The following is a 21,977-nucleotide window of genomic DNA, read 5'->3' on the forward strand; positions in this document are numbered from 1 at the left end:
GGATAGTCTTTTTAATGACTATCCTTCTGTATCGTGATTATCCGCGGACCTGTCCTTCTCCACGAATAAAATACTTATTTGAGGTTAACGCTTTTAGACCCATTGGACCACGTGCATGTAATTTTTGCGTGCTGATTCCAATTTCTGCACCAAAGCCGAACTCAAAGCCATCAGTAAATCTTGTTGATGCATTATGATATACTGCCGCTGCATCTACCGAAGTTAAAAACTGATCTGCATGGTTTTGGTTTTCTGTGATAATTGCCTCGGAGTGTCTTGTGCCGTATTTGTTAATATGATCGATTGCTTCCTCTACATTAGAAACAGCCTTTATACAAACAGTAAGTGATAGATATTCAGTATACCAGTCTTCCTCTGTTGCACGCTTTGCAGATGGAATCTTTTGACAAACCTTTTCATCGCCAATAATCTCTACTCCTTTTTCTATTAAAGCAGCTGCAAGCTGTTCGCCATATTGATTAAACCAGCTTTCATGAACGAGGATTGATTCAATTGCGTTACAAACTGATGGACGCTGCGTTTTACCATTAATAGCAATTGTAACAGCCATTTCTGCTTTAGCACTTTCGTCGATAAATAAATGGCAGTTACCTGCACCAGTCTCAATCACCGGTACAGAGGACTCCCTTACCACCGTATCAATTAAATTTTTACCTCCGCGCGGAATCAACACATCTAGATAATCATTCAAATGGAATAATTCTTGAGCACTTTCTCGATTAGTGTTTTCAATCGATTGAACTGCTTCAATCGGCAAATTTGTTTTTGCAAGGGCGCGATGAATAGACTTTGTTAATACTTGATTTGAATAGCAGGCTGATGAACTTCCCCTTAAAATAATGGCATTCCCCGTCTTCAATGCCAATGTAGCTGCATCGACAGTTACATTGGGTCTTGCTTCATAGATCATCCCAATAACGCCAATCGGTACCCGTTTACTTTCAATAATTAAGCCGTTTTCTTTTTGAATCGTCTCAAGTGTTTCACCAACGGGATCTTGCAGATTGATTAATTGATGAATCGCTTCTGACATATCTTTTATTCGTTTTTCATTTAGCATGATTCGATCTAATACTGATGCTGACAATCCTTTTTGTTTACCATTTTCCAAATCCTTAGCATTTTCCGCCAATATTTCTTCCTGGTCCATGAGTAACTGCTCGGCAATTCTCGCTAATGCTTCATTTTTTTCAGTCGTTGTCTTACCGTTTAATTGAAAACTCGCCTTTTTAGCTGCTCTCCCTTTTTCCACCACTTCGCTCATGATTTTCCTCCTTATTTTTTCACTTTTACCCAATTATCACGATGAATGACTTCTATTGCTGCCACTACCATTTCCTTCTCTACCTCATCACTACGTTTTCCCATGACTTTTTTCAATTCTTCTGATGAATAATAAACTTCTCCTTTGCCGATAAGGCCTGATGAACCAAATACCTCAACAACATCCCCTTTTTCAAAGGCTCCAACAATATCATAGATTCCAGCAGGTAATAGACTTCTCCCCTCAATTGTTAAGGCCAGCTCAGCACCCTGATCAATATAGATTTTTCCAGCTACTTCAGAATGGAGGGCAATCCATTGTTTTGGAGAATTTACCGTTGTAAGAGTGTCATTGCCAATATAGGTGCCATCGCCATCACCTGCTAGGATTTCTAATAATTTTTGCTTTCCTGATCCTTTCCCAATGAAGACCTTGACACCAAGAGTTAATGCTGTTTTAGCTGCTTCCAGCTTCGACTTCATACCGCCGGTACCAACTTTTGAACCTGAATCCCCTGCCATTCCCATAATATCATCTGTAATATCTGTAATGTGGGTCCATCGCTTTGCTAATGGATTCAGCTGCGGATTCGAATCATATAGGCCGTTAATATCCGTTAAGATAATCAATTTATCTGCATGCACGAGTCCGCTGACAAGAGCAGACAGCATATCATTATCTCCAAACGTCAACTCCTGAACAGATACCGTATCGTTTTCATTAATAATCGGCAGAATGCCCCGCTCCAATAATTCAGAAATCGTTTGAAAAGCATTTCGATAACGGTCCTTTTTGGAGAAATCATTTCTTGTTAATAAAATTTGCGCAGGAACAATATTGAAAGTACTAAACCGTTCAATATATGACTGTATTAATAAACTTTGCCCTACAGCTGCAGCAGCCTGTTTTCCTTTTAATGTTACAGGTCTTGATGGATAGCCTAATCGGGAAAAACCCGCAGCCACTGCTCCAGAGGAGACTAAAAGAACTTCATGACCTTGTTCTCTGAGTGCAGCTACTGCTTCAATATGATCGTTTAACTTTTCCTGATCAATTTCACCCTTTGAATTTGTTAATGAACTGCTCCCAATTTTAACAACAATTCGCTTCTTCTCCATTATGCAACCCTCTACCTTTACTATTTTATCAAACATATTCGTAATTTTCAGTTTTAAGACATAGAACAGTATCCGATAATCTAAATAATTGATGACAATATATAAAAAAAGCCCTGCTCATCCTTATAGTAAAGGACGAAAAGGGCTTTTTTCCGTGGTACCACCTTAATTGAATGCATGCGCATTCCACTTTATATGATAACGCTAAAGTCTTAGCGCCTATGCTTTCACATAGGACTCGGATGGCAGGTTCTGAGGCTTTCCTGTGATGAGGTCTTCCAGCTACAAACCCCACTCTCTGTCACTTAAAGTATCTCATACTAATCCATCGTCACACGTTCAAATATCGTTCATTTTTTACTATTATGCACATGAAGCGTTAAGTTGTCAACAGCTCAACAGGACTCATTTAACTATTTAGAAATGAATGGCTAATAATAATATTGATATTTTTTTACATTATTCTACAATATAGATAAAGCTAAGAATGCGAATAATAAAGAAAATTACTCCGAGGTGAGAAAAATGAAAAGACGAGCAATTGTAAGTGTGGTTGGCAAAGACCAAGTAGGTATTATTGCAAAGGTAACAACTATTTTAGCAGAAAACCAAGTGAATATCCTTGATATAAGCCAAACTATTTTACAGGACTTTTTCACTATGATGATGCTAGTTGATGTGACTGATTATCAGGATCTTGAAGGATTGCAAAAGCATTTAACTGAAATCGGAAATGCTCTTAATTTAAACATTACACTGCAGCTGGAAGAGATTTTTCAAGCAATGCATCGAGTTTAAAGAAATGAAAGGGGGTAACATCCATGAATATTGCGATAAATGAAATGATTGAAACGATTCGCATGGTACAGGTTGAAAATTTAGATATTCGTACCGTAACGATGGGAATTAATTTACGGGATTGCGCTGATCGTGATTTTGCGAAGATGAATGAGCTAGTATATGACAAAATTACAACATACGCAAAGGATTTAAAAGAAGTGGCCGAAAAAGCCGAAAAGGAATTTGGCATTCCGATCATCAATAAAAGAATTTCCATTACACCCATTTCAGAAATATTGGGTCATGCTACTAAAGAAGAAGCTGTTGAATTGGCCAAGACACTTGACAGGGCAGCAATTACACTTGGAGTTGATTTTATTGGCGGTTTTTCAGCACTCATACATAAGGGAGTTTCAAAGGGTGATCAAACATTACTCGATGCACTTCCCGAAGCACTAAGTGTTACAGAACGTGTGTGTGCCTCTGTTTCTGTGGCTTCCACCCGCTCCGGCATCAACATGGATGCAGTCAAACAAATGGGGCTTATCATTAAAGAAGCGGCCGAAAGAACGAAGCATACAAATGGACTTGCCTGTGCAAAGCTTGTCGTGTTCTGCAACCCTGTTGAAGATAACCCTTTTATGGCTGGAGCTTTTCACGGAGCAGGCGAAGGTGAAGTTGTTTTAAATGTCGGTGTCAGCGGACCTGGAGTTGTATTAAATGCCCTAAAAAGATATCCAGATGCAGATCTTGGTGAAGTAGCCGATATTATAAAGAAAACAGCCTTTAAAATTACTCGTGCCGGAGAATTAATTGGCCGTGTTGTTGCGGATCGTCTTAACGTACCTTTTGGAATTATGGATTTGTCACTTGCACCAACAAACGCCCAAAATGACAGTGTTGCCGAAATACTTGAAGAAATTGGTTTAGAAAGAGTTGGTACCCACGGGACTATTGCCGCACTCGCCTTAATGAACGATGCCGTAAAAAAAGGGGGCGCTATGGCAAGCTCCTATATCGGCGGCTTAAGCGGTGCGTTTATCCCAGTAAGTGAGGATAACGGAATGATTCGCGGCATCATTGACAATGCTCTTACATTGTCAAAGCTCGAGGCTATGACCTGTGTATGCTCTGTAGGGCTTGATATGATTGCTTTAACGGGTGATGTAACGCCTGAAACACTCTCTGCTATTATTGCTGACGAGGCAGCTATCGGCATGATTAATAAAAAAACAACTGCTGTTCGGGTCATTCCAGTTCCAGGTAAAAAAGAAGGAGAAATGGTAGAATTCGGCGGATTGTTGGGACGTGCGCCAGTTATGGGTGTAAACCCATACAGCTCCGAAAAAATGATCAGGCGTGCTGGTCGAATACCGGCGCCTCTACAGTCACTTATCAATTAACTGTCAAGAAGAAACGAAACTGATAAGCTTGGATGATTCATATCCAAGCTTTCGGATTCTAGTCAATCATTCAATGTTTCCTCCATTTATTTTCCTTTTGAATTCCAAACTGTGCGTTGATTTGCCCGCGCAGCATTTCCTTTCTGAATTTATCCTTTTCTTCCTTCTTTTTCTTTTTATTTAGTTCGTATCTAATTTCATCTGTACTTACACCCTCTTCTCGCTTATTTGCTATTTCAATTAAACATTCCACATCTGAAAAGGAATATTTCCGATTTCCACGATCAGTTCTTTCTGGAAAAATAAGTTTTCTTTCTTCATAATAGCGAATTTGTCTTTCTGATAATCCAGTTAAGTCACTTACGACACCAATTGTAATAACCTTTCTTTTTTTGTAAGAAGGATCTTGGTCCATTTGTCCTCACCTCCACTATTCTGATTATTCATATTATACACTATTTTTCTTCTTTTACATTATTTAATGTTAGTTTTTCTAACATTAAATCGTAAATTTGATGTTATCTTATTTGACATAAATAAGGCGCTACTGTCATTTACAAAATAAAATAAGATCAAATATCTTAAAGGAGTGATAGGAATCATGCCGTATTTACGTCAAGCTGTTGAGAAGCAGCGCCAACACTATATAAAAAGTCTCGTCGAAATGAAGGTTTGTGAAAAAAATGACCAAAACGTAATGGGAATGACATTGACTGAATTAAAACAAATCTTTCTAATGTATAAAGGTAAGCTGCAAAACACGGAGAGCAATCTATTATGATACAGCAGACAGCGGCGATATATAAAAAAGAAGCGGAATATCATATTCCGCTTCTTTTACTTTTTTTTATGTAAATACAGCTATTTTTGTTATAATAACCCTATCAAAGTTGAAAAGGTGAAGCGTTTGGCAAAGAAGAAATTTCAATACTGGACATTACAAATTCTCATTATCGTCGGTATTATCTATTTATCAACGAAAATCTCGTTTTTATTTGAACCAATCGGGATTTTTTTCTCGACATTATTTTTCCCAATCCTTATTTCAGGTTTTTTGTTTTTTCTATTAAACCCATTCGTCGGTTATCTGCAACGGCTTAAACTCCCGCGCTTATTAGCAATCATTGTCATTTATGTCGTTATTATTGGTCTTGTTGGCCTTATTATCGGCAATCTAATCCCAATGATATCGAAACAGGTTACAGCTTTCGTCAACGATGTTCCGAGGTATTACCGTCAAACCATGCTGTTCTTAGATCAGCTTTCAAAATCGGAGCAATTTAAGTGGGTTATGACACAGGATTATATTTCTATTAATAATATTGTCGAAGAGCTTAATAATTATGCTGCCACTCTTCCTACGAGAATCACTGACAGCATCTCAAACATTTTCGGTGTAGTAGCTGATATCGCTATTACCATTGTGACTGTTCCTTTTTTGTTATTTTATATGTTTAAAGACGGGGACAAGTTCCCGAAATTGATATCAAAATTTCTCCCTCCCTCCTATCGAAAGGAAGGCCTAAATACTTTAAAAGAAACAGGTGAAACACTGGCAGCATACATAAACGGACAAGTAACCGTTGCATTATTTGTGGGAACACTTTCCTTCATCGGCTATATCATTATTGATTTACCATATGCACTTGTTATGGCCCTGATTGTAGCTGTTACGAATATCATTCCGTACGTCGGCCCATTTTTAGGCGGGGCACCAGCTGTTATTATTGCATTATTCGATTCACCGACAAAAGCGATTTTGGTAATTGTTGTCATTACAATAGCACAGCAGGTGGAGGGAAATGTTCTATCACCACTGATATTGGGAAAGAGACTGGATACCCACCCAGCCACCATCATTATCATTCTCCTTGTCGCCGGAAATTTAGCCGGTATTCTCGGAATGATATTAGCTATCCCTTTTTATGCAGTCACTAAAACAATTATTCTTAACTTTGTCCGTTTTTTACAATTACGGAAATCAACGATTGATACAGACGGATAAAAAACCAGCCACATTCCTGTGGCTGGTTTTTCTTAAATAATCTTCCTATTGACTTATACACTTGCCCGAACAATAAATAATTGCCCATTTAACGCAAAGGAAATTCGACCCGTTTCTTCTGATACTACAATCACCACTGCATCGGTTTTTTCAGATAATCCAATTGCAGCACGGTGTCTTGTTCCAAGCTTATGATGCTGATACGTAATATCCGTTAAAGGGAAAATATTTCCTGCTGAATGAATCGAGCCCTCACGTATGACTACCCCTCCATCATGCAAAGGATTCCCTGGATAAAACACCGTTTCAAGTAAAATATGACTGATGTCTGCCTCAATCAACGTACCATTATGAATAAATGGATCTAATCGGTCTGATCGTTCGACTGCGATTAATGCGCCATGCCGTTTTTCCGATAGATACTGCGCTGCAAGTGAAATATTGATATATTGTTCCGTATAGGGAGCTAAATATGTTTGCAGATAATAAACAGCAGCAAGATTTTGAGCCTCAGATACAAGTCTTTGCATTTGATCAAGCTCTGATAATATGCAGCAGTCATTCTCATGGATCGTTGCATTAATTTTATTTAGATGGGATTCAATATGCCCCATATAACGATGTAAATGTTCCATATATTGTTCTTTTTGTTCCATTGCTGTCATTCCTTTTGGCATACCTTGCTGTATCTTGTCCTTAACCACTTTCAGTTTCTTCACTTAGATTTCCCTAAATCGCACTAAATACAACGATAAAGTAAAATTATACCGACACTGATTTTGCCGTACGTATTAATTCGTTTATCTTCGTCTCATCGTTTTGTTCAAACAGCTCAACGATTTTGCTGCCTACAATCACACCATCACAGAATTGCGTCATTTCTTTTATATGATCGGGTGTCGAGATACCAAAGCCGGCAAAAACAGGCAGAGGAGAGATGTCTTTTACGCGCTGCAAGTGTTTATGCAGTTCTTCATGAAAGCCTTGTCTTGCTCCTGTAATTCCATTGATCGTTACAGCATATAAGAAGCCGCGGCCTTTAGTGGAAATCGTTTTTATTCTTTCATCTGAACTATTTAATGTTACCAAGCGAATAATTTCAATCCCGGCAGCTTCTGCGAGTGGTGCCAGGGTTTCCTCTTCTTCAATTGGTAAATCAGGCAGGATTAATCCATCGATCCCTACCTTTTTACAATCAGCGATAAAAGCTTCCTTTCCATACGCTAAAATCGGATTCATGTAGGTCATAAAAATAAGCGGAATTTCTACCTTTGCACGAAATGATTCAATGGTTTCGATTATCTTTTTAACAGTCGTTCCTGCTTTTAGCGCTCTGATTCCTGCCTGCTGAATAACCGGACCATCTGCAACTGGGTCTGAAAAAGGGATCCCGATCTCAATTGCGGTTGCTCCGCATGCTTCTAAAAAGCGAATCCGATTTTCAAGGACCTCTAGGCCTCCATCTCCTGCCATGATATATGGAACAAATGCTTTTTCGTGTCCAAGCTTTACGTTATGCAACGCTTTTTCCAAACGATTCATTTTAGTTTTCCCCTTCCAAATAAGCTTTGACGGCTTCAACATCTTTATCTCCACGGCCCGATAAGCAAACGACAATACCTTCATGCTGCTTCATCGTTGGCGCCAGCTTCATCGCATATGCAACGGCATGGGCACTTTCTAAAGCTGGGATGATCCCCTCAACTTGAGATAATGTCTGTAATGCGGCTAAAGCCTCTGCATCTGTAATGGAATCATAGCGGACACGGCCAAGATCCTTAAGGTAGCTATGTTCTGGGCCTACCCCTGGATAATCAAGACCGGCTGAAATGGAATGTGCCTCTTGAATTTGTCCATCTTCATTTTGCAGCAAATACATGGACGCCCCGTGCAGAACACCCGGTTTTCCTTTTGTCAATGATGCAGCATGGTATTCCGTATCAATTCCCTTACCGGCAGCTTCGACTCCGTACAATAGAACATCATTATCTTCAATAAATGGATAAAACATCCCCATCGAATTACTGCCGCCGCCAATACAAGCAACTAGTGCATCCGGGAGTTTGCCTTCTTTTTCAACATATTGCTGCTTTGTTTCTTTTCCTATGACACTTTGAAAATCACGGACGATCATTGGGAAAGGATGTGGACCCATAACAGAACCAATAATATAGTGCGTATCATTGACATTTGCAACCCAGTAACGCAGCGCTTCGTTCGTAGCATCCTTTAATGTTCTGCTGCCGGATGTCACACTAATTACTTTTGCACCTAATAGCTCCATCCTGAAAACATTTAGCTGTTGTCGCCTAATATCCTCTTCCCCCATAAAGATCATACATTCCAAATTTAAAAGCGCACAAACCGTTGCCGTTGCCACTCCATGCTGGCCTGCTCCTGTTTCAGCAATAATTTTTCTTTTCCCCATCCGCACGGCTAGCAGTGCCTGACCGATTGTATTATTAATTTTATGGGCGCCGGTATGATTTAAATCTTCCCGCTTTAAATATATTTTTGCCCCGCCTGCTTTTTTAGTTAAATTCGCGGCGTAGTAAAGCGGTGTTTCACGTCCTACGTACTCCTTTAACAAATAGTTAAGCTGTTGATAGAAGTTCTCATCCTGACTCGCCTTTTTGTATTCTTCCTCTAATTCCAAAATCGCTGCCACCAGCGTTTCTGGAATATAACGGCCTCCAAATGGTCCGAAATGACCTGTTTTATCCGGCAATGTATATGTGTTCATTTGATTTCCTCCATTTGCTGCGTATTTTTTACACAGTCTAAAAATTTCTTTATTTTATTCAAGTCCTTCTGACCGTTACTTTCGACGCCACTTGACACATCTAACATATAGACATTGGTTTCCAAGGCGTCAGAAGCATTTTCTGGATTTAACCCTCCAGCCAATATGACCTTTTTATCTTTAAAGTCAAAGCCCGACAAGATATTCCAATCAAAGGCAATCCCATTTCCACCATGATATTTACCCTTTGGTCCGTCTAAAAGAGCGAATTCACATTTATAATGATGAATAGTTTCCAAGTCTGTGGAAGACTCTATACTAAAGGCTTTAATTATCGGGTATGGAATCGACTCACAGAACTCAGGGGTTTCATGACCGTGCAGCTGTACTGTATCAATACCTGTTTCAGATACGATTTCCTCAATATATTCCTTACTTGGATTGACAAATACGCCTACTTTTTTTACTTCCTTAGGCATGGCGGAAATAATCTGTTTTGCCATTCGAGGCGTAATTTGACGTTGACTCTCTGCAAAAACAAATCCTATCGCATCAGCACCATTTTTAACAGCATATAATGCTGCTTCCACATTTCTCAGGCCGCATATTTTAACTTTCATATCCCGGCACCCTTTTGAATCGGCAGCTTCATATCCTGTAGAGTTCGAGCAAGATTTTCTGCCCTCATAAAGGTTTCACCGACTAATATTCCATTTGCCCCTGCATGAACAACCCGTTTTACATCTTCAATTGTTTTAATACCGCTTTCGCTAATTAGATACGCTCCAGCCTTTTTCACAATAGGAGCCAGCCTTTCGGTAACAGATAGATCCACTTCAAAGTTCTTTAAATTGCGGTTATTCACTCCGATTATTTCTGCTCCAACTCTAAGTGCAGCTTCTACTTCTTCTTCATTATGAACTTCCATTAGGACATCAAGATTTTTCGATTTTGCATATTGATACAGCTCAGCAAGCTTTTCTTCCTTCATCGCAGCTGCAATCAACAAAACAATGTTTGCCCCAGATGCTTTAGCAACATCTATTTGAATGGTATCAACAACGAAATCCTTACACAGGATTGGTGCAGAAACGGCCTTTCGCACTGCTTCTAAATCCGAGAAACTTCCTTTAAAGAAACGTTTATCTGTCAATACCGAAACCGCACTCGCACCATGCTGAATATAAGTGCTTGCTTGTTCAGCCGGATCTATTCCTTCGTTAATAACCCCTTTTGATGGACTTGCGCGTTTAAATTCTGCAATAATCGCCAAATCCTCTGCATTTTTTAAAATTGACAGAAACGAATGCTGTGATTGGTTGTTTCCCCCCGCCACCTTTATCTGATTCTTGTATAAATTATCAACTTCAACTTTTTTCTCTGCTAAAATGGTATCTAATATTGTTGCCATTTATATCACCTCTGACTTTACTTTGCTAGCTTCAATTAAGCGATTTAGTTTTTCAAATGCTGCTCCAGAATCAATTAATTCCTCTGCCATTTCTACACCATGTTGAATACTTTTTGCTTTTCCCCCAACATAAATACCAATGCCGGCATTGAGTAAAACAGTATCGCGATAGGCTCCTTTTTTTCCTTTTAGGACATTTCGCAATATTTCGGCATTTTCACGTGCATAACCGCCGACTATTGCTTCATTCGGATATGTCGGCAGCCCCACTTCATCTGGATGAAGAGTCTTTTCTGTAATGATACCATTTTCTAAAATGACTAAATAATTATCACCCTGAAGGGATGCTTCATCTATTGATCCAGCACCATTTAGGACAACGGCCCGTTTTCGTCCCAATGCATGAAGGACCTCAGCAAACATTTTAGCTAAATCGCGGCGGTACACACCTAAGAATTGTGTATCTAAATCAACAGGATTCATTAAAGGTCCTAATAGATTGAATACGGTTGGGATTCCTAAATCCTTGCGAACCTTTTGAATTCGTTTAATTTTTGGATGGACATTAGGAGCAAACAAAAAGGCAATACCTACTTCTTCAATAATCTCTTCGATTCTCCCAGATGAGAGATTCAATTCAATCCCCAGCTCCTCTAGAACATCTGCACTGCCCGTTTTACTTGAAACGCTGCGATTTCCATGCTTAGCGACCGGTATGCCGGATGCTGCAATCACAAATGCTGAAGTTGAGCTTACATTAAAGCTTTTGACTCCATCACCGCCTGTGCCGCAATTATCCATAACGTCAGGGAATCTTTTCTTGAACTTTAATGCTTTTGCACGAATTCCATTCACAAGTCCTGCTATTTCTTCAACCGTTTCACCCTTTGTTTTTAAACCGATTAGAAAGGCTGAAATTTCACTGTCCGTAATGTCATCAGAAAATAAATGCTCCATCGCCTGCTTTATTTCCTGATCTGTCAAGGCCTCTCCCGCCGTTAAACGAACTAATATCTCTTTCATATTACAACTTCCTTTCTAATTTCGGATAAAAAATTAGCTAGCATTTGCTTGCCATCGCCCGTTCCAATTGACTCAGGATGAAATTGCATCCCATATAACGGAAACCTATTATGTTTAATTGCCATAATCTCGTCATCATCGATTGAAAAGGCTGTAACTTCGAAGTCCTGCAATGTTCCCTTTTGGATCACCAATGAGTGATACCGCATCACTTCTATCTCCTTGGGGAGTGTCTGAAATAAATCCTTTTCTACATGCTTTATTTTTGAAACCTTTCCATGCATGATTTTTTCCGCCTTCTTTATCACAGCCCCAAAACTGTAGCCGATCGCCTGATGGCCCAGACAAATGCCAAGGATAGGAATGCTTTCGTAAAAGGACCGGATCACATCAACACAAATCCCTGCCTGCTCAGGCCTTCCTGGTCCTGGTGAAATGACAATAGCCTCGGGCTGGAGTTTTTCAATCTCAGCAATGGTTACATCATCATTTCTTTTTACAACAAGATTTTCACCTAGTTCACCAAGATATTGATAAAGGTTATACGTAAAGGAATCATAATTATCAATCAATAAAATCATTTACCTTCCCCTCCCAAAAACATTCTTAGCTTGTGAAGCGTTTCCTCATATTCCTTTTCAGGAATGGAATCATATACTATCCCTGCTCCAGCCTGGATATAGGCTTCCTTCCCCTTAATGACCATTGTTCGTATCGCTAAAGCAAAATCGAGATTTCCATTAGCTGAAACATATCCAATCGCACCCGAATAAATGCCTCTTTTGCTGTTTTCCATTTCATTAATAATTTCCATGGCCCTTATTTTCGGAGCACCCGAAACTGTTCCTGCTGGTAAGCACGAAATTAAGGCATCAATTGGGGAGTAATTTTCCACCAATTTCCCTTCTACCTCTGAAACAAGGTGGATGACATGCTTGTATTTTTCAATTTCAAGGAATTTAGTTACCTGAACGGACCCAAATTCACAAACTCTCCCTAAATCATTCCGACCAAGATCCACGAGCATTTTATGCTCAGCCAACTCCTTTTCATCAGCCAGTAAATCCTCTGCTAAACGCGAATCCTCTTCTCCATTCGCTCCTCTCGGTCTTGTACCGGCAATCGGATTCGTAATGACCTGCCTTCCTTTTACTTTAATCAAGCTCTCAGGTGATACACCGGCAATGGAGTATGCTTGAAAATCGAAATAGTACATATACGGTGAAGGGTTTTTTACTCTTAATTTCCGATACAATGAAAAAGAATCTCCTTCAATTTCTGCTTTTAATCGCTGCGATAAAACAACTTGGAAAATGTCACCATCTTCAATGTATTTTTTTGCTTTTATGACATGGTTCATAAAATGCTCTTTCGGAATCGATGCTTGAAAAGCTGAAAGGTTTACCTCTTTCACAACGTCTTCAGCAACGCCCATTCTTATTTGTTCCTTTGTCTGTTCAATTTGGTTTGCCAATTCTTCAAGAGTGGATCCGTTTTGCTGCTGTGATGCCACAATATAAACCTTTTGCTCAAGATGGTCAAACACTACAAGGACTTCAAAAAATAAAAAGTGGACATCTGGGAGCATTAATTCATCGTTAGGAATCTTGCCTATCTTTTCATATTGACGAATAGCATCGTAACCCGCATAACCTACTGCACCGCCGATAAATGGGAATAACGGCTCCATCTTTGGAGACTTTTCAGGTAATAATGTTTTTAACACCTCAAGTGGTTTTTGATTGATATATTTATTTTCACTATTATTAATAATCTGACTACTATTCCCATTACCAATTAGCTCCATGAATGGTTCTGCACCAATAAAGGAAAATCTACCTGAGTTTTCATGCTTTAACGAGCTTTCAAGCAAAAATTTCTTTTTTCCCTTTAATTTTTGATAAATAGAAATGGGTGTTAGGGTATCCCCTTCTATTTCCTCGATAATCAACCCTTCTGTACTCAGCTCTTCTCTACTCAACTTCATTTCACTGTACCTCCAACTATTTATGAAATAAAAAAAGTCCCCTATCCACATAGCAATCATGTGAATAGAGGACGATATAGACCGCGGTGCCACCTCAGTTAAAGCCAATTAAGGCTTTCTCTTTTCAGGTACAAATTCTTATACCCTATCCTTTTAACGGTGGAAATCCGTGCAGCCCTACTATGGTTCAGACTGCCTCTCGTAAGTCCATTCCAGCGATCTATTCGTACCGGTTTCCACCATTCCCGGCTCTCTGCAACGAAACTCAATCGTGTACTACTCTTACTCAACAATTTACATATAGTTTTTAAAATACAAAAAGGGCTTCCGTCAAAAAAGGACGAGAAACCCGTGGTGCCACCTTCATTAGCTGTTTAAACAGCTCACTTAACAAGCATCAAAACAAATGTTTTAACACTTGTCTCTTGTAACGATGAGACATTCGCCAAAGCCTACTGCTCAAAAGGTTCGGTTTGGGGCTCAGAAGTCCATTCGCTTTTCTTCCCACACTGATTTGCACCAACCATCAGCTCTCTATAGTGTTTGGAAAAGTTACTACTCTTCATCAAAGCCGTTCGATTTATTTGATTTTTATAATAATACTTAATTTATGTTTCGTCAACCTTATTTATTAAATAAATATTCAAAAAAATTTCCCGTCAACATTGTTGATTTTTGATCCATCTAAGGAAAATGTACATTTCAAACGCCTTTCAGCTATGCTGAAAGGTAACGAAATAGAAATGAGTCAAAAATCTTGTGCATACATTTTTCGTTTACTTAGCTCTTCATATTTTTCCCATGCTACTTTCAAGAAAAATGGCTATCCTACTAAGGTGACTATAAATAAAAGGCGGTTTATGACATGGATCATGTAGAAGAATTATTATCATTGGATCTTAAACAGTCCATAAAGAAAGGTAATGGTGCTAATAAACACAAATGGGCAATTCTCTCTATGTCATCAATCCCCCTCATCATGACATTAGGGAATTCCATGTTTATCCCGGTACTTCCAACAATGGAAAAAAAATTATCCATTTCATCCTTTCAATCAAGTATGATCATTACCGTTTACTCGATTGTCGCCATTATCTTGATACCATTAGCCGGCTACCTGTCCGATCATATCGGGAGGAAAAAGGTTATTATTCCAAGTTTGTTAATTGCAGGTATTGGAGGATTTATTTCTGGCTGGGCAGCATGGAAAATGACAGATGCCTACTGGCTAGTATTGATTGGCAGAGCATTACAGGGGGTCGGTGCGGCTGGAGCATCTCCTATCGTTATGCCTTTGGTCGGAGATATGTTTAAAAATGAAAAAGATGTTAGCAGCACCTTAGGCATCATTGAAACCTCCAACACATTTGGTAAGGTATTGAGTCCAATTCTAGGGGCTCTTTTGGCTGGTGTCAGTTGGTTTTTACCTTTTTTCTCAATCCCGGTTTTTTGTGTGTTTTCTACCTTACTGATGATGTTCTTTGTAAAAGCGCCTAAATCAAAAGAAAAGCCGATACCATTCAAACAGTTTTTTCGGAATATTAAACAAACCTTTACACACAACGGAAAATGGCTTAATGCAATCTTTCTAATAGGAGCCATTTTAATGTTTGTACTATTTGGAGTTCTTTTTTATCTATCAGAAATGCTCGAAGCGAAGTTTGACATTATAGGTGTGAAAAAAGGTCTGATATTAGCCATTCCATTAGGTGCTTTATGCCTAACTTCCTTTTTTACCGGTAAAAAAATCAAAGAGAATAAAGTATTGATGAAATGGATTATTTTTACTGGAAGCATACTTTTGGGAATTTCAGTAATTGTCCTGAGTTTTTCCCATAAGCTTTGGTTTCTAATAAGTTTGTTTTTCTTTTGCGGCATTGGAATTGGGGCCGTTCTCCCCTGTCTTGATGCACTTATTACGATCGGCATTGAAAAAGAGCATCGCGGTACCATTACTTCCATATACAACTCTATGCGCTTTATCGGGGTTGCGGCAGGTCCTCCTGTCCTCGCCATTCTAATGGACAAAACCGGACATTTATTATTCTATGTCCTTTGCGGCTGCAGCCTGCTTGCTGCTTTTGCAACGTTCATAGCAATTAAACCAGACAAGGAAACGGCCCATTAAATAGAAAAATCGCATTGATTTCACAATCAATGCGATTTTTCTATCCTTTCAACCATATATCCAATAATAGTTTGGTTTACTAGCTGCCAGTTTTTTGTTGGTAGTTGATGAGAAGTCTTTGGAAAAATAACAGCCTGATGATTTGCATTCTTTTCATATGTCCTTAGATGTTGATTCGTAAAATCCTTTGACCCATACATAAGTAGCAGTGGCACAGAAATTTCATTTATTCTTTGGGAACAATTGTAATGTAAAGCTTGCTCATAGAATTGAAACCACATTCTTTGATTTGCTTTTTTCATATGAATACTTATTTCATCACGAAGTATTGGGTCTTCTGTATGGCTTGTTGCGATAACATAACGAAGAAAAGCAGGAAATTTCTTCGCAAAATATATACCTGCTAAATGCTCGTATTTAAACCCTAACGATTGTACTTCGGAATAGCCGCTGATGAGAATTAAACCCAGCACCATTTCAGGAAATTCTAATACAAACTCCTGTGCAATACAGCCTCCTGCCGAATAGCCGCAAATAACCGCTCTCCTTATAGTAAGATGCTCTAATAACGCCTTCACTTCTTTCGCGTAACCTTCTATCGTCACATGATGTTCAGGTCCAATCGAGTCACCTGTCCCACTTAAATCCGGCATGATAACGGTAAAGTGTCTGTTTAACTCTTCTTGTAACCGGAACACAATCCTTCCCATTGCAGGCGGATGAATAAACACGATTGGAATCCCTTCCCCGCTTTTATCATAGTGAATAGTAGTCCTATTATATTGGAATTTGGCCATTACTTTTATGAGCTCCTTTGTATGGATAGTAGTAAAAAAGTATCTATCTTTATCATTCCCCCTACCTGTACTATGTCAACAAAAAAAAGACCGTAAAGCTATTGCTTTACAGTCTTTTCTCATTAATCATTTATTGGTTTTTTCAGTAATCCAATCATAACGGCTGAAACAATGGCCCCAATGACGATTCCAGCAAGATAGATAAGCCAATTGCCATCTACAAATGGAATGACAAATACTCCTCCGTGCGGTGCACGTAAACCGATTCCTGAAGCCATTGATATTGCCCCAGCAATGGCAGAACCTACCATAACAGAAGGAATCACACGCAATGGATCTGCTGCAGCAAACGGAATAGCACCTTCAGTAATAAAAGAAAATCCCATAATATAGTTTACTTTACCAGCATCTCGATCAAGCTTTGTAAAACGGTTTTTGAAAATGGTTGTTGCCAACGCAATCGCTAATGGAGGTACCATCCCTGCTGCCATGATAGCTGCCATAGGATCAAATACTCCACTTGCTAGAAGACCTGTACCAAATACATAGGCAGATTTATTTACCGGTCCGCCCATATCAAAAGCCATCATAAGACCTAAAATAATTCCTAGAAATACTGCATTTCCAGTACCGAGCGAGGATAACCATTCAGTAATCGTAGTATTTATCGCTGCAACCGGTGTATTCACAATATATTTCATTGCAAATCCAGTCAGCGCAACCCCAAGCAATGGATACAAGAGAATGGTCTTGATTCCTTCCAAAGATGCTGGAATGTTAGCAAATACCTTTTTCAAGCCAACTACTATATACCCGGCAAGGAAACCTCCGATTAAGCCCCCAAGAAAGCCTGCTCCACCGCTTGCGGCCATCAAGCCCGCTACCATTCCTGGCGCAAATCCAGGACGGTCTGCGATACTCATGGCAATAAAGCCTGCTAGAACTGGAATCATTAAGGCAAATGCATTTCCACCGCCAATTTCATTTAAGGCCGCAGCAAAAGCATTATACGAAGGATCATTCGGATCAGATGAATTATAACCAAACATAAAAGATATTGCTATTAGAATTCCTCCGCCAACAACAAATGGCAGCATGTTCGAAACGCCATTCATTAAATGCTTATAAATTGTACCGCCGATACTCCGCTTTCCTGTGTCCTCAGATGAGGTGTCCGCTCGGCCTCCACCACCCTGATAAACGGGAGCATCCTGTTTGAGCGCTCGGTTTATCAATTCTTCAGGCTTACGAATTCCGTCAGCAACAGCCGTTTCTAATACATGCTTTCCTTTAAAACGCTCCATTTGTACTTTTGTATCAGCTGCAACAATAATCGCCACTGCTTTGTCAATTTCCTCTTGGGTCAATACATTTTTTGCTCCGCCAGACCCGTTTGTTTCAACCTTTATGTCAACCCCTAATTCTTTTGCTTTTGCTTTTAATGAATCAGCGGCCATATAGGTATGAGCAATTCCGGTTGGACAAGCAGTAACGGCAACAATAAAGTTCTGTTTATCTGCGACAGATACTTCCTCTTCCCCTTCTTCATGATCATAGCTGTCGATAATGGATAACACTTCATCGGCAGTCGCTGCTTTCAATAATTTTTGCCGTGCATCATCCTTCATAAGGATTGTGGCTAATCGGGACAATGCTTCTAAATGGGTATTGTTTGCTCCTTCTGGCGCAGCAATCATAAAAAACAAATGTGATGGTTGTCCATCAAGTGCTTCATAATCAACACCCGCTACAGACTTACCAAATGCAATTGCCGCTTCTCTTACAGCAGCGTCCTTTGCATGTGGAATGGCAATTCCATCTCCAATACCTGTTGTACTTTGTTCTTCTCTTTTTAAAATCGCTGCTTTATATTGTTCACGATTGGATAATTTGCCCGCACCATCTAATACATCAACTAATTCATTAATCGCATCCAGCTTATTTTTTCCATGTATGGTTAATAAGACCGTTTCTTTTGATAATAGTTTGGTTATTTTCATAGAAAGCTCTCCCCTCTTTGTTGATTCTATATCTTACTTGACGTTTCACTAATTTCTACTTGTGAAAGCAATTCCTCAATCAGTTCTTTTGTACAAAGATCAAGTGAAAAAGCCGTCGCACTCCCTGCAGCCACACTATATTGAAATGATCCTTGTATATTTTTGGAAACGGTGTATTTAGCGAGGAAACCGGCAACCATCGAATCACCTGCACCAACAGAACTTTTTACTTCACCTTTCGGAACAGTTGACGTGAATACGGTATGTTCATTCACAAAAACAGCTCCATCACCTGCTAAAGAAACGATGACATTTTTCGCTCCTTTATCAATTAACTTTCTCGCATAAGGAATTACTTCCTCTATTGTGGAAAGAGTGGTTCCAAATAAATCCCCTAGTTCATGATGATTGGGTTTGATAAGAAATGGCTTGTACGGCAATACCTTCATCAATAAGTCACCCTCAGCATCAACCATAAATGCAGTACCGTTATTCGAACAAATTTCCGCTAACTCTTCATATGTTGTTTTAGGAAGGGTTGCAGGAATACTTCCTGCTATTACTAAGACATCTTCATCGGTTAAAGACCGAACAATTTCTTTCAGTTCTTCATAATGCTCAATTGATAAAGCAGGTCCTTTTGCATTAATTTCTGTTTCTTGACCTGTTTTCAACTTAACATTTATCCTTGTATCCTCATCGATTTGGACAAAATTTGTTTCAATACCTTCGTTACGAAGATACTTTTCAATATAAGCACCTGTAAAGCCTCCAACAAAACCCAGCGCTTTACTTTTAATTCCTATATTGTTTAATACCCTTGAAACATTAATTCCTTTACCACCTGGGAATTTGGTCTCGCTACTTGACCGATTAAGTTCACCAATGTGAATGGTATTGTCTAGCTTGACAATATAATCCACAGATGGATTTAGCGTTAATGTATATATCATATTGTCACAACCTTTATTTTCGTTTTACCCACATATACTTTCCTGATTTCTTCATCTAACTCATTCGTAAGGATTGTCGCTTTATTGATTTCAGTTATCTTTGCAAATGATACTTCTGAAAACTTTGTATGATCACTTAGTACAAAAGCTTCTCTTGAAAGTGATATTGCTTGTTCTTTAATCATGGCTTCATCCTGATCTGGTGTTGTAAAGCCAAGTTCAGGATGAATGCCATTTACACCAATAAAGCATTTATCAAATCGATATTTCTGGAGGCTTTCCAATGCGCCTCTCCCAACTACTGCAGCTGTCTTTTGCTTGCAAAACCCACCGATAACATATGTCGGGATCTGCTTTTCAAGCAAAGGCATGACATGCGTTAAGCCATTCGTCACTACTACAATATTTCTAGATGGTAGAAATTCAATCATTTCTCTTACAGTAGACCCGGCATCTAAATAGATTGAATCCCCTTCCTCCACCAAGCCGGCCGCATATTTCGCAATTTCTTGTTTTTGTTGAAGGTTTCTGGAGGATTTTTCAATCATGGTTGGTTCTTGAAGCTTTCCTTGTAGTCTTGCTGCCCCGCCATGAACACGTTTCAATTGCTTTTCTTCTTCTAATTGGATTAAGTCTCTGCGAATGGTTGATTCAGATGTATTTGTTATATCAATCAGTTCTTGTAATTTTACGATACCCTTCTCTTTTAACAGCTGTAAGATCAACTGGTGCCGTTCAGGAGTTAACAAGTCCATGCCCCCCTTATTTACACTTTTCTATTTCTAGTTCATTGTACTGTAACCGATGTCATAAATCAATCAACTTCTTTCAAAACCCTTCAAAAAAATTTATAAAAATGAATGTTTTTGAACGTTATATGGATTTTGATGAAACATTAGTGATATTTTTTATCACACATTCATTTTAAGAATGAAGTGTTTTTCATTTACTATTTGATATTTATTCCAGTTTGGGTATAGTAAAATATATATATCAATGAATAAAGAGGAAAAAACATGAGCACAAAAAAGAAAGAATCAAAACAGATAGCTTTATATTCACTCATTATTATGGGAATCGGTTTTATTGCAACCATTCCGTTCCAAGGAACATTTTGGATTGATTTATTACAAGGGGGATTTGAGGCCGGACTTGTTGGTGGATTAGCAGATTGGTTTGCTGTAACGGCACTTTTTCGTCATCCGCTCGGAATTCCCATTCCACACACAGCTCTGTTGCCAAATAATCGTGACCGAATTACAAATGCCCTTGTCAATACAATCAAAAGGGATTGGCTTTCAAAGGAGAGCATACAGGAAAAGATCCAAAATATTTCTTTTACAGAAAAGCTTATTCCGCTTTTATCAGGACAGCTCCAGTCGGAATTAACACGCAAAGCCATTCTCAAGCTTATAAAGCGGACCATCGTATCCATTGATATTGAAAGGTTTGTCCCTGTCATTAAAAAACAACTAATTACAACCCTTTCTGATATTGAAGTGAACAAAATTCTTCAGTACATAAGCACAAAGTTACTAAATGAGCAATTTGATAAGAAGGCGTTAGATTATATTTTACAAAAAGCTGAAATATGGTTAAGCCAGACGCAAACAAAATATAAACTAGGCTCAATTTCCATGAACGTACTTAATAATATTGAAGTAGAGGGGTTTCTTCAGTTTGCTGTAAAGTCGCTTCAAGGGATTCTTAATGAGGAAAAGCTCGGCAGTATCATTAAAAATCTTCTATTAAGTGGGATAAATAGTTTGAAGCATGAAGAGGATGCTAATCGTAAAGCATTGGTGGAGTATATCCAAAATGAGATACAAGGTCTAAGCGAGAATCCAAAGCTTGTCGATATGCTAGAAACATGGCGTCGGGATGCTTTAGATAAATGGGAACCTAATCAAAAGATAATAGATATCCTATCTAATATACAGAAGCAGACAGTAGAGTTCGTCGAAAATGAAGCATTCTTCGATCGTTATCTGATTCCCATTATGAATCAACTATTTCATTACCTAGAAGAAAATCGTTCCCATATTGATCAATGGATACAGAACCAAATTACGTTGTTTGTAGAGAAGAATCATTCGCAAATTGGCAACCTTGTCCAAGAAAATTTAGATAAATTAACAAATGAGGAACTGATTGATATGGTGGAAAATAATCTAGGTAAGGATTTGCAATGGATTCGTGTTAATGGAGCTGTATGCGGATTTATCATCGGATTATTTCTTACCGGAATCCACGCGCTATTAAGACTCATCTAACACAAACCACTTCTATTCGAATAATATCTTTGTCTATACAGAAGCATATTTACTGAAAAAAAGAACAACTT

21 protein-coding genes and 3 other annotated features are annotated in these 21,977 nt (G+C 38.8%); of the genes, 6 read left to right on the plus strand and 15 right to left on the minus strand.

Annotated elements, in window-relative coordinates:
• Window positions 1–37: 37 nt before the first annotated feature.
• Both ACHUFV_RS04560 and proB read right to left on the minus strand, forming a co-directional pair.
• Window positions 38–1,285 (minus strand): glutamate-5-semialdehyde dehydrogenase, encoded by a 1,248-nt coding sequence (locus tag ACHUFV_RS04560; RefSeq protein ID WP_394232414.1) that lies wholly within the window; start codon window positions 1,283–1,285, stop codon window positions 38–40.
• Window positions 1,286–1,296: 11 nt separating this feature from the next.
• Entirely contained in the window at window positions 1,297–2,403 is a 1,107-nt protein-coding gene (gene proB, locus ACHUFV_RS04565) for a glutamate 5-kinase (RefSeq protein ID WP_394232415.1), read from the minus strand.
• A gap of 128 nt (window positions 2,404–2,531) precedes the next feature.
• Window positions 2,532–2,748 (minus strand) — a binding site (T-box leader).
• A 180-nt stretch (window positions 2,749–2,928) separates the two neighbouring features.
• Between proB and ACHUFV_RS04570 the strand changes: the two genes are divergently transcribed.
• Both ACHUFV_RS04570 and ACHUFV_RS04575 read left to right on the plus strand, forming a co-directional pair.
• Complete coding sequence (locus ACHUFV_RS04570) at window positions 2,929–3,201, plus strand: ACT domain-containing protein (RefSeq protein WP_394232416.1); 273 nt, start codon at window positions 2,929–2,931, stop codon at window positions 3,199–3,201.
• Window positions 3,202–3,224: 23 nt separating this feature from the next.
• A complete protein-coding gene (locus ACHUFV_RS04575; RefSeq protein WP_394232417.1) occupies window positions 3,225–4,586 on the plus strand; it encodes a PFL family protein in 1,362 nt (453 codons plus the stop codon).
• A gap of 70 nt (window positions 4,587–4,656) precedes the next feature.
• Here the strand turns inward: ACHUFV_RS04575 and ACHUFV_RS04580 are convergent, their stop codons facing one another.
• Window positions 4,657–5,001: a MerR family transcriptional regulator gene (locus ACHUFV_RS04580; RefSeq protein WP_394232418.1), complete on the minus strand. Its 345-nt coding sequence runs from the start codon at window positions 4,999–5,001 to the stop codon at window positions 4,657–4,659.
• A 186-nt stretch (window positions 5,002–5,187) separates the two neighbouring features.
• Here ACHUFV_RS04580 and ACHUFV_RS04585 point away from each other — a divergent pair, with 186 nt between their 5' ends.
• Both ACHUFV_RS04585 and ACHUFV_RS04590 read left to right on the plus strand, forming a co-directional pair.
• Window positions 5,188–5,367: a hypothetical protein gene (locus ACHUFV_RS04585; RefSeq protein ID WP_394232419.1), complete on the plus strand. Its 180-nt coding sequence runs from the start codon at window positions 5,188–5,190 to the stop codon at window positions 5,365–5,367.
• A 126-nt stretch (window positions 5,368–5,493) separates the two neighbouring features.
• On the plus strand, window positions 5,494–6,591 hold the full coding sequence (locus ACHUFV_RS04590) for an AI-2E family transporter (RefSeq protein ID WP_394232420.1): 1,098 nt from the start codon (window positions 5,494–5,496) through the stop codon (window positions 6,589–6,591).
• Between the two features lie 53 nt (window positions 6,592–6,644).
• Here ACHUFV_RS04590 and cdaS read toward each other — a convergent pair whose 3' ends face one another.
• The 8 genes from cdaS to trpE form a co-directional block, all read right to left on the minus strand.
• Window positions 6,645–7,256 carry a sporulation-specific diadenylate cyclase CdaS gene (gene cdaS / locus ACHUFV_RS04595; RefSeq protein ID WP_394233382.1) on the minus strand — a complete coding sequence of 204 codons (612 nt, stop codon included), beginning with the start codon at window positions 7,254–7,256 and terminating at the stop codon, window positions 6,645–6,647.
• Between the two features lie 97 nt (window positions 7,257–7,353).
• Complete coding sequence (trpA, locus tag ACHUFV_RS04600) at window positions 7,354–8,133, minus strand: tryptophan synthase subunit alpha (protein WP_394232421.1); 780 nt, start codon at window positions 8,131–8,133, stop codon at window positions 7,354–7,356.
• 1 nt (window position 8,134) lies between these two features.
• Complete coding sequence (gene trpB / locus ACHUFV_RS04605) at window positions 8,135–9,334, minus strand: tryptophan synthase subunit beta (RefSeq protein ID WP_394232422.1); 1,200 nt, start codon at window positions 9,332–9,334, stop codon at window positions 8,135–8,137.
• On the minus strand, window positions 9,331–9,954 hold the full coding sequence (locus tag ACHUFV_RS04610; protein WP_394232423.1) for a phosphoribosylanthranilate isomerase: 624 nt from the start codon (window positions 9,952–9,954) through the stop codon (window positions 9,331–9,333). Before ACHUFV_RS04610 ends, trpB begins: the two co-directional genes overlap by 4 nt.
• The gene (trpC, locus tag ACHUFV_RS04615; protein ID WP_394232424.1) at window positions 9,951–10,745 is read right to left on the minus strand and encodes an indole-3-glycerol phosphate synthase TrpC; all 795 of its coding nucleotides are present in this window, start codon (window positions 10,743–10,745) and stop codon (window positions 9,951–9,953) included. The genes ACHUFV_RS04610 and trpC overlap by 4 nt, the downstream gene beginning before the upstream one ends.
• Entirely contained in the window at window positions 10,746–11,768 is a 1,023-nt protein-coding gene (gene trpD / locus ACHUFV_RS04620; protein WP_394232425.1) for an anthranilate phosphoribosyltransferase, read from the minus strand.
• On the minus strand, window positions 11,765–12,349 hold the full coding sequence (locus tag ACHUFV_RS04625) for an anthranilate synthase component II (protein WP_394232426.1): 585 nt from the start codon (window positions 12,347–12,349) through the stop codon (window positions 11,765–11,767). Before ACHUFV_RS04625 ends, trpD begins: the two co-directional genes overlap by 4 nt.
• Window positions 12,346–13,755, minus strand: coding sequence for an anthranilate synthase component I (gene trpE / locus ACHUFV_RS04630; protein ID WP_394232427.1), 1,410 nt, complete (start codon window positions 13,753–13,755; stop codon window positions 12,346–12,348). The genes ACHUFV_RS04625 and trpE overlap by 4 nt, the downstream gene beginning before the upstream one ends.
• A gap of 64 nt (window positions 13,756–13,819) precedes the next feature.
• Window positions 13,820–14,054: a binding site (T-box leader), on the minus strand.
• Window positions 14,055–14,088: 34 nt separating this feature from the next.
• Window positions 14,089–14,333: a binding site (T-box leader), on the minus strand.
• 287 nt (window positions 14,334–14,620) lie between these two features.
• Between trpE and ACHUFV_RS04635 the strand changes: the two genes are divergently transcribed.
• A complete protein-coding gene (locus ACHUFV_RS04635) occupies window positions 14,621–15,883 on the plus strand; it encodes an MFS transporter (protein WP_394232428.1) in 1,263 nt (420 codons plus the stop codon).
• Window positions 15,884–15,909: 26 nt separating this feature from the next.
• Here ACHUFV_RS04635 and ACHUFV_RS04640 read toward each other — a convergent pair whose 3' ends face one another.
• From ACHUFV_RS04640 to ACHUFV_RS04655, 4 genes are all read right to left on the minus strand, one after another.
• A complete protein-coding gene (locus ACHUFV_RS04640; RefSeq protein WP_394232429.1) occupies window positions 15,910–16,680 on the minus strand; it encodes an alpha/beta fold hydrolase in 771 nt (256 codons plus the stop codon).
• Between the two features lie 122 nt (window positions 16,681–16,802).
• Window positions 16,803–18,680: a PTS fructose transporter subunit IIABC gene (locus ACHUFV_RS04645; RefSeq protein WP_394232430.1), complete on the minus strand. Its 1,878-nt coding sequence runs from the start codon at window positions 18,678–18,680 to the stop codon at window positions 16,803–16,805.
• A gap of 26 nt (window positions 18,681–18,706) precedes the next feature.
• Window positions 18,707–19,633: a 1-phosphofructokinase gene (gene pfkB, locus ACHUFV_RS04650; RefSeq protein WP_394232431.1), complete on the minus strand. Its 927-nt coding sequence runs from the start codon at window positions 19,631–19,633 to the stop codon at window positions 18,707–18,709.
• Window positions 19,630–20,382, minus strand: coding sequence for a DeoR/GlpR family DNA-binding transcription regulator (locus ACHUFV_RS04655; protein WP_394232432.1), 753 nt, complete (start codon window positions 20,380–20,382; stop codon window positions 19,630–19,632). Before ACHUFV_RS04655 ends, pfkB begins: the two co-directional genes overlap by 4 nt.
• Before the next feature lie 267 nt (window positions 20,383–20,649).
• Between ACHUFV_RS04655 and ACHUFV_RS04660 the strand changes: the two genes are divergently transcribed.
• Window positions 20,650–21,906, plus strand: coding sequence for a DUF445 domain-containing protein (locus tag ACHUFV_RS04660; protein WP_394232433.1), 1,257 nt, complete (start codon window positions 20,650–20,652; stop codon window positions 21,904–21,906).
• Window positions 21,907–21,977 lie beyond the last annotated feature (71 nt).

Origin of the sequence: Niallia oryzisoli, from assembly GCF_043641075.1 — a bacterium.
In the GTDB taxonomy this organism is placed as follows: domain Bacteria; phylum Bacillota; class Bacilli; order Bacillales; family Cytobacillaceae; genus Bacillus_BD; species Bacillus_BD oryzisoli_A.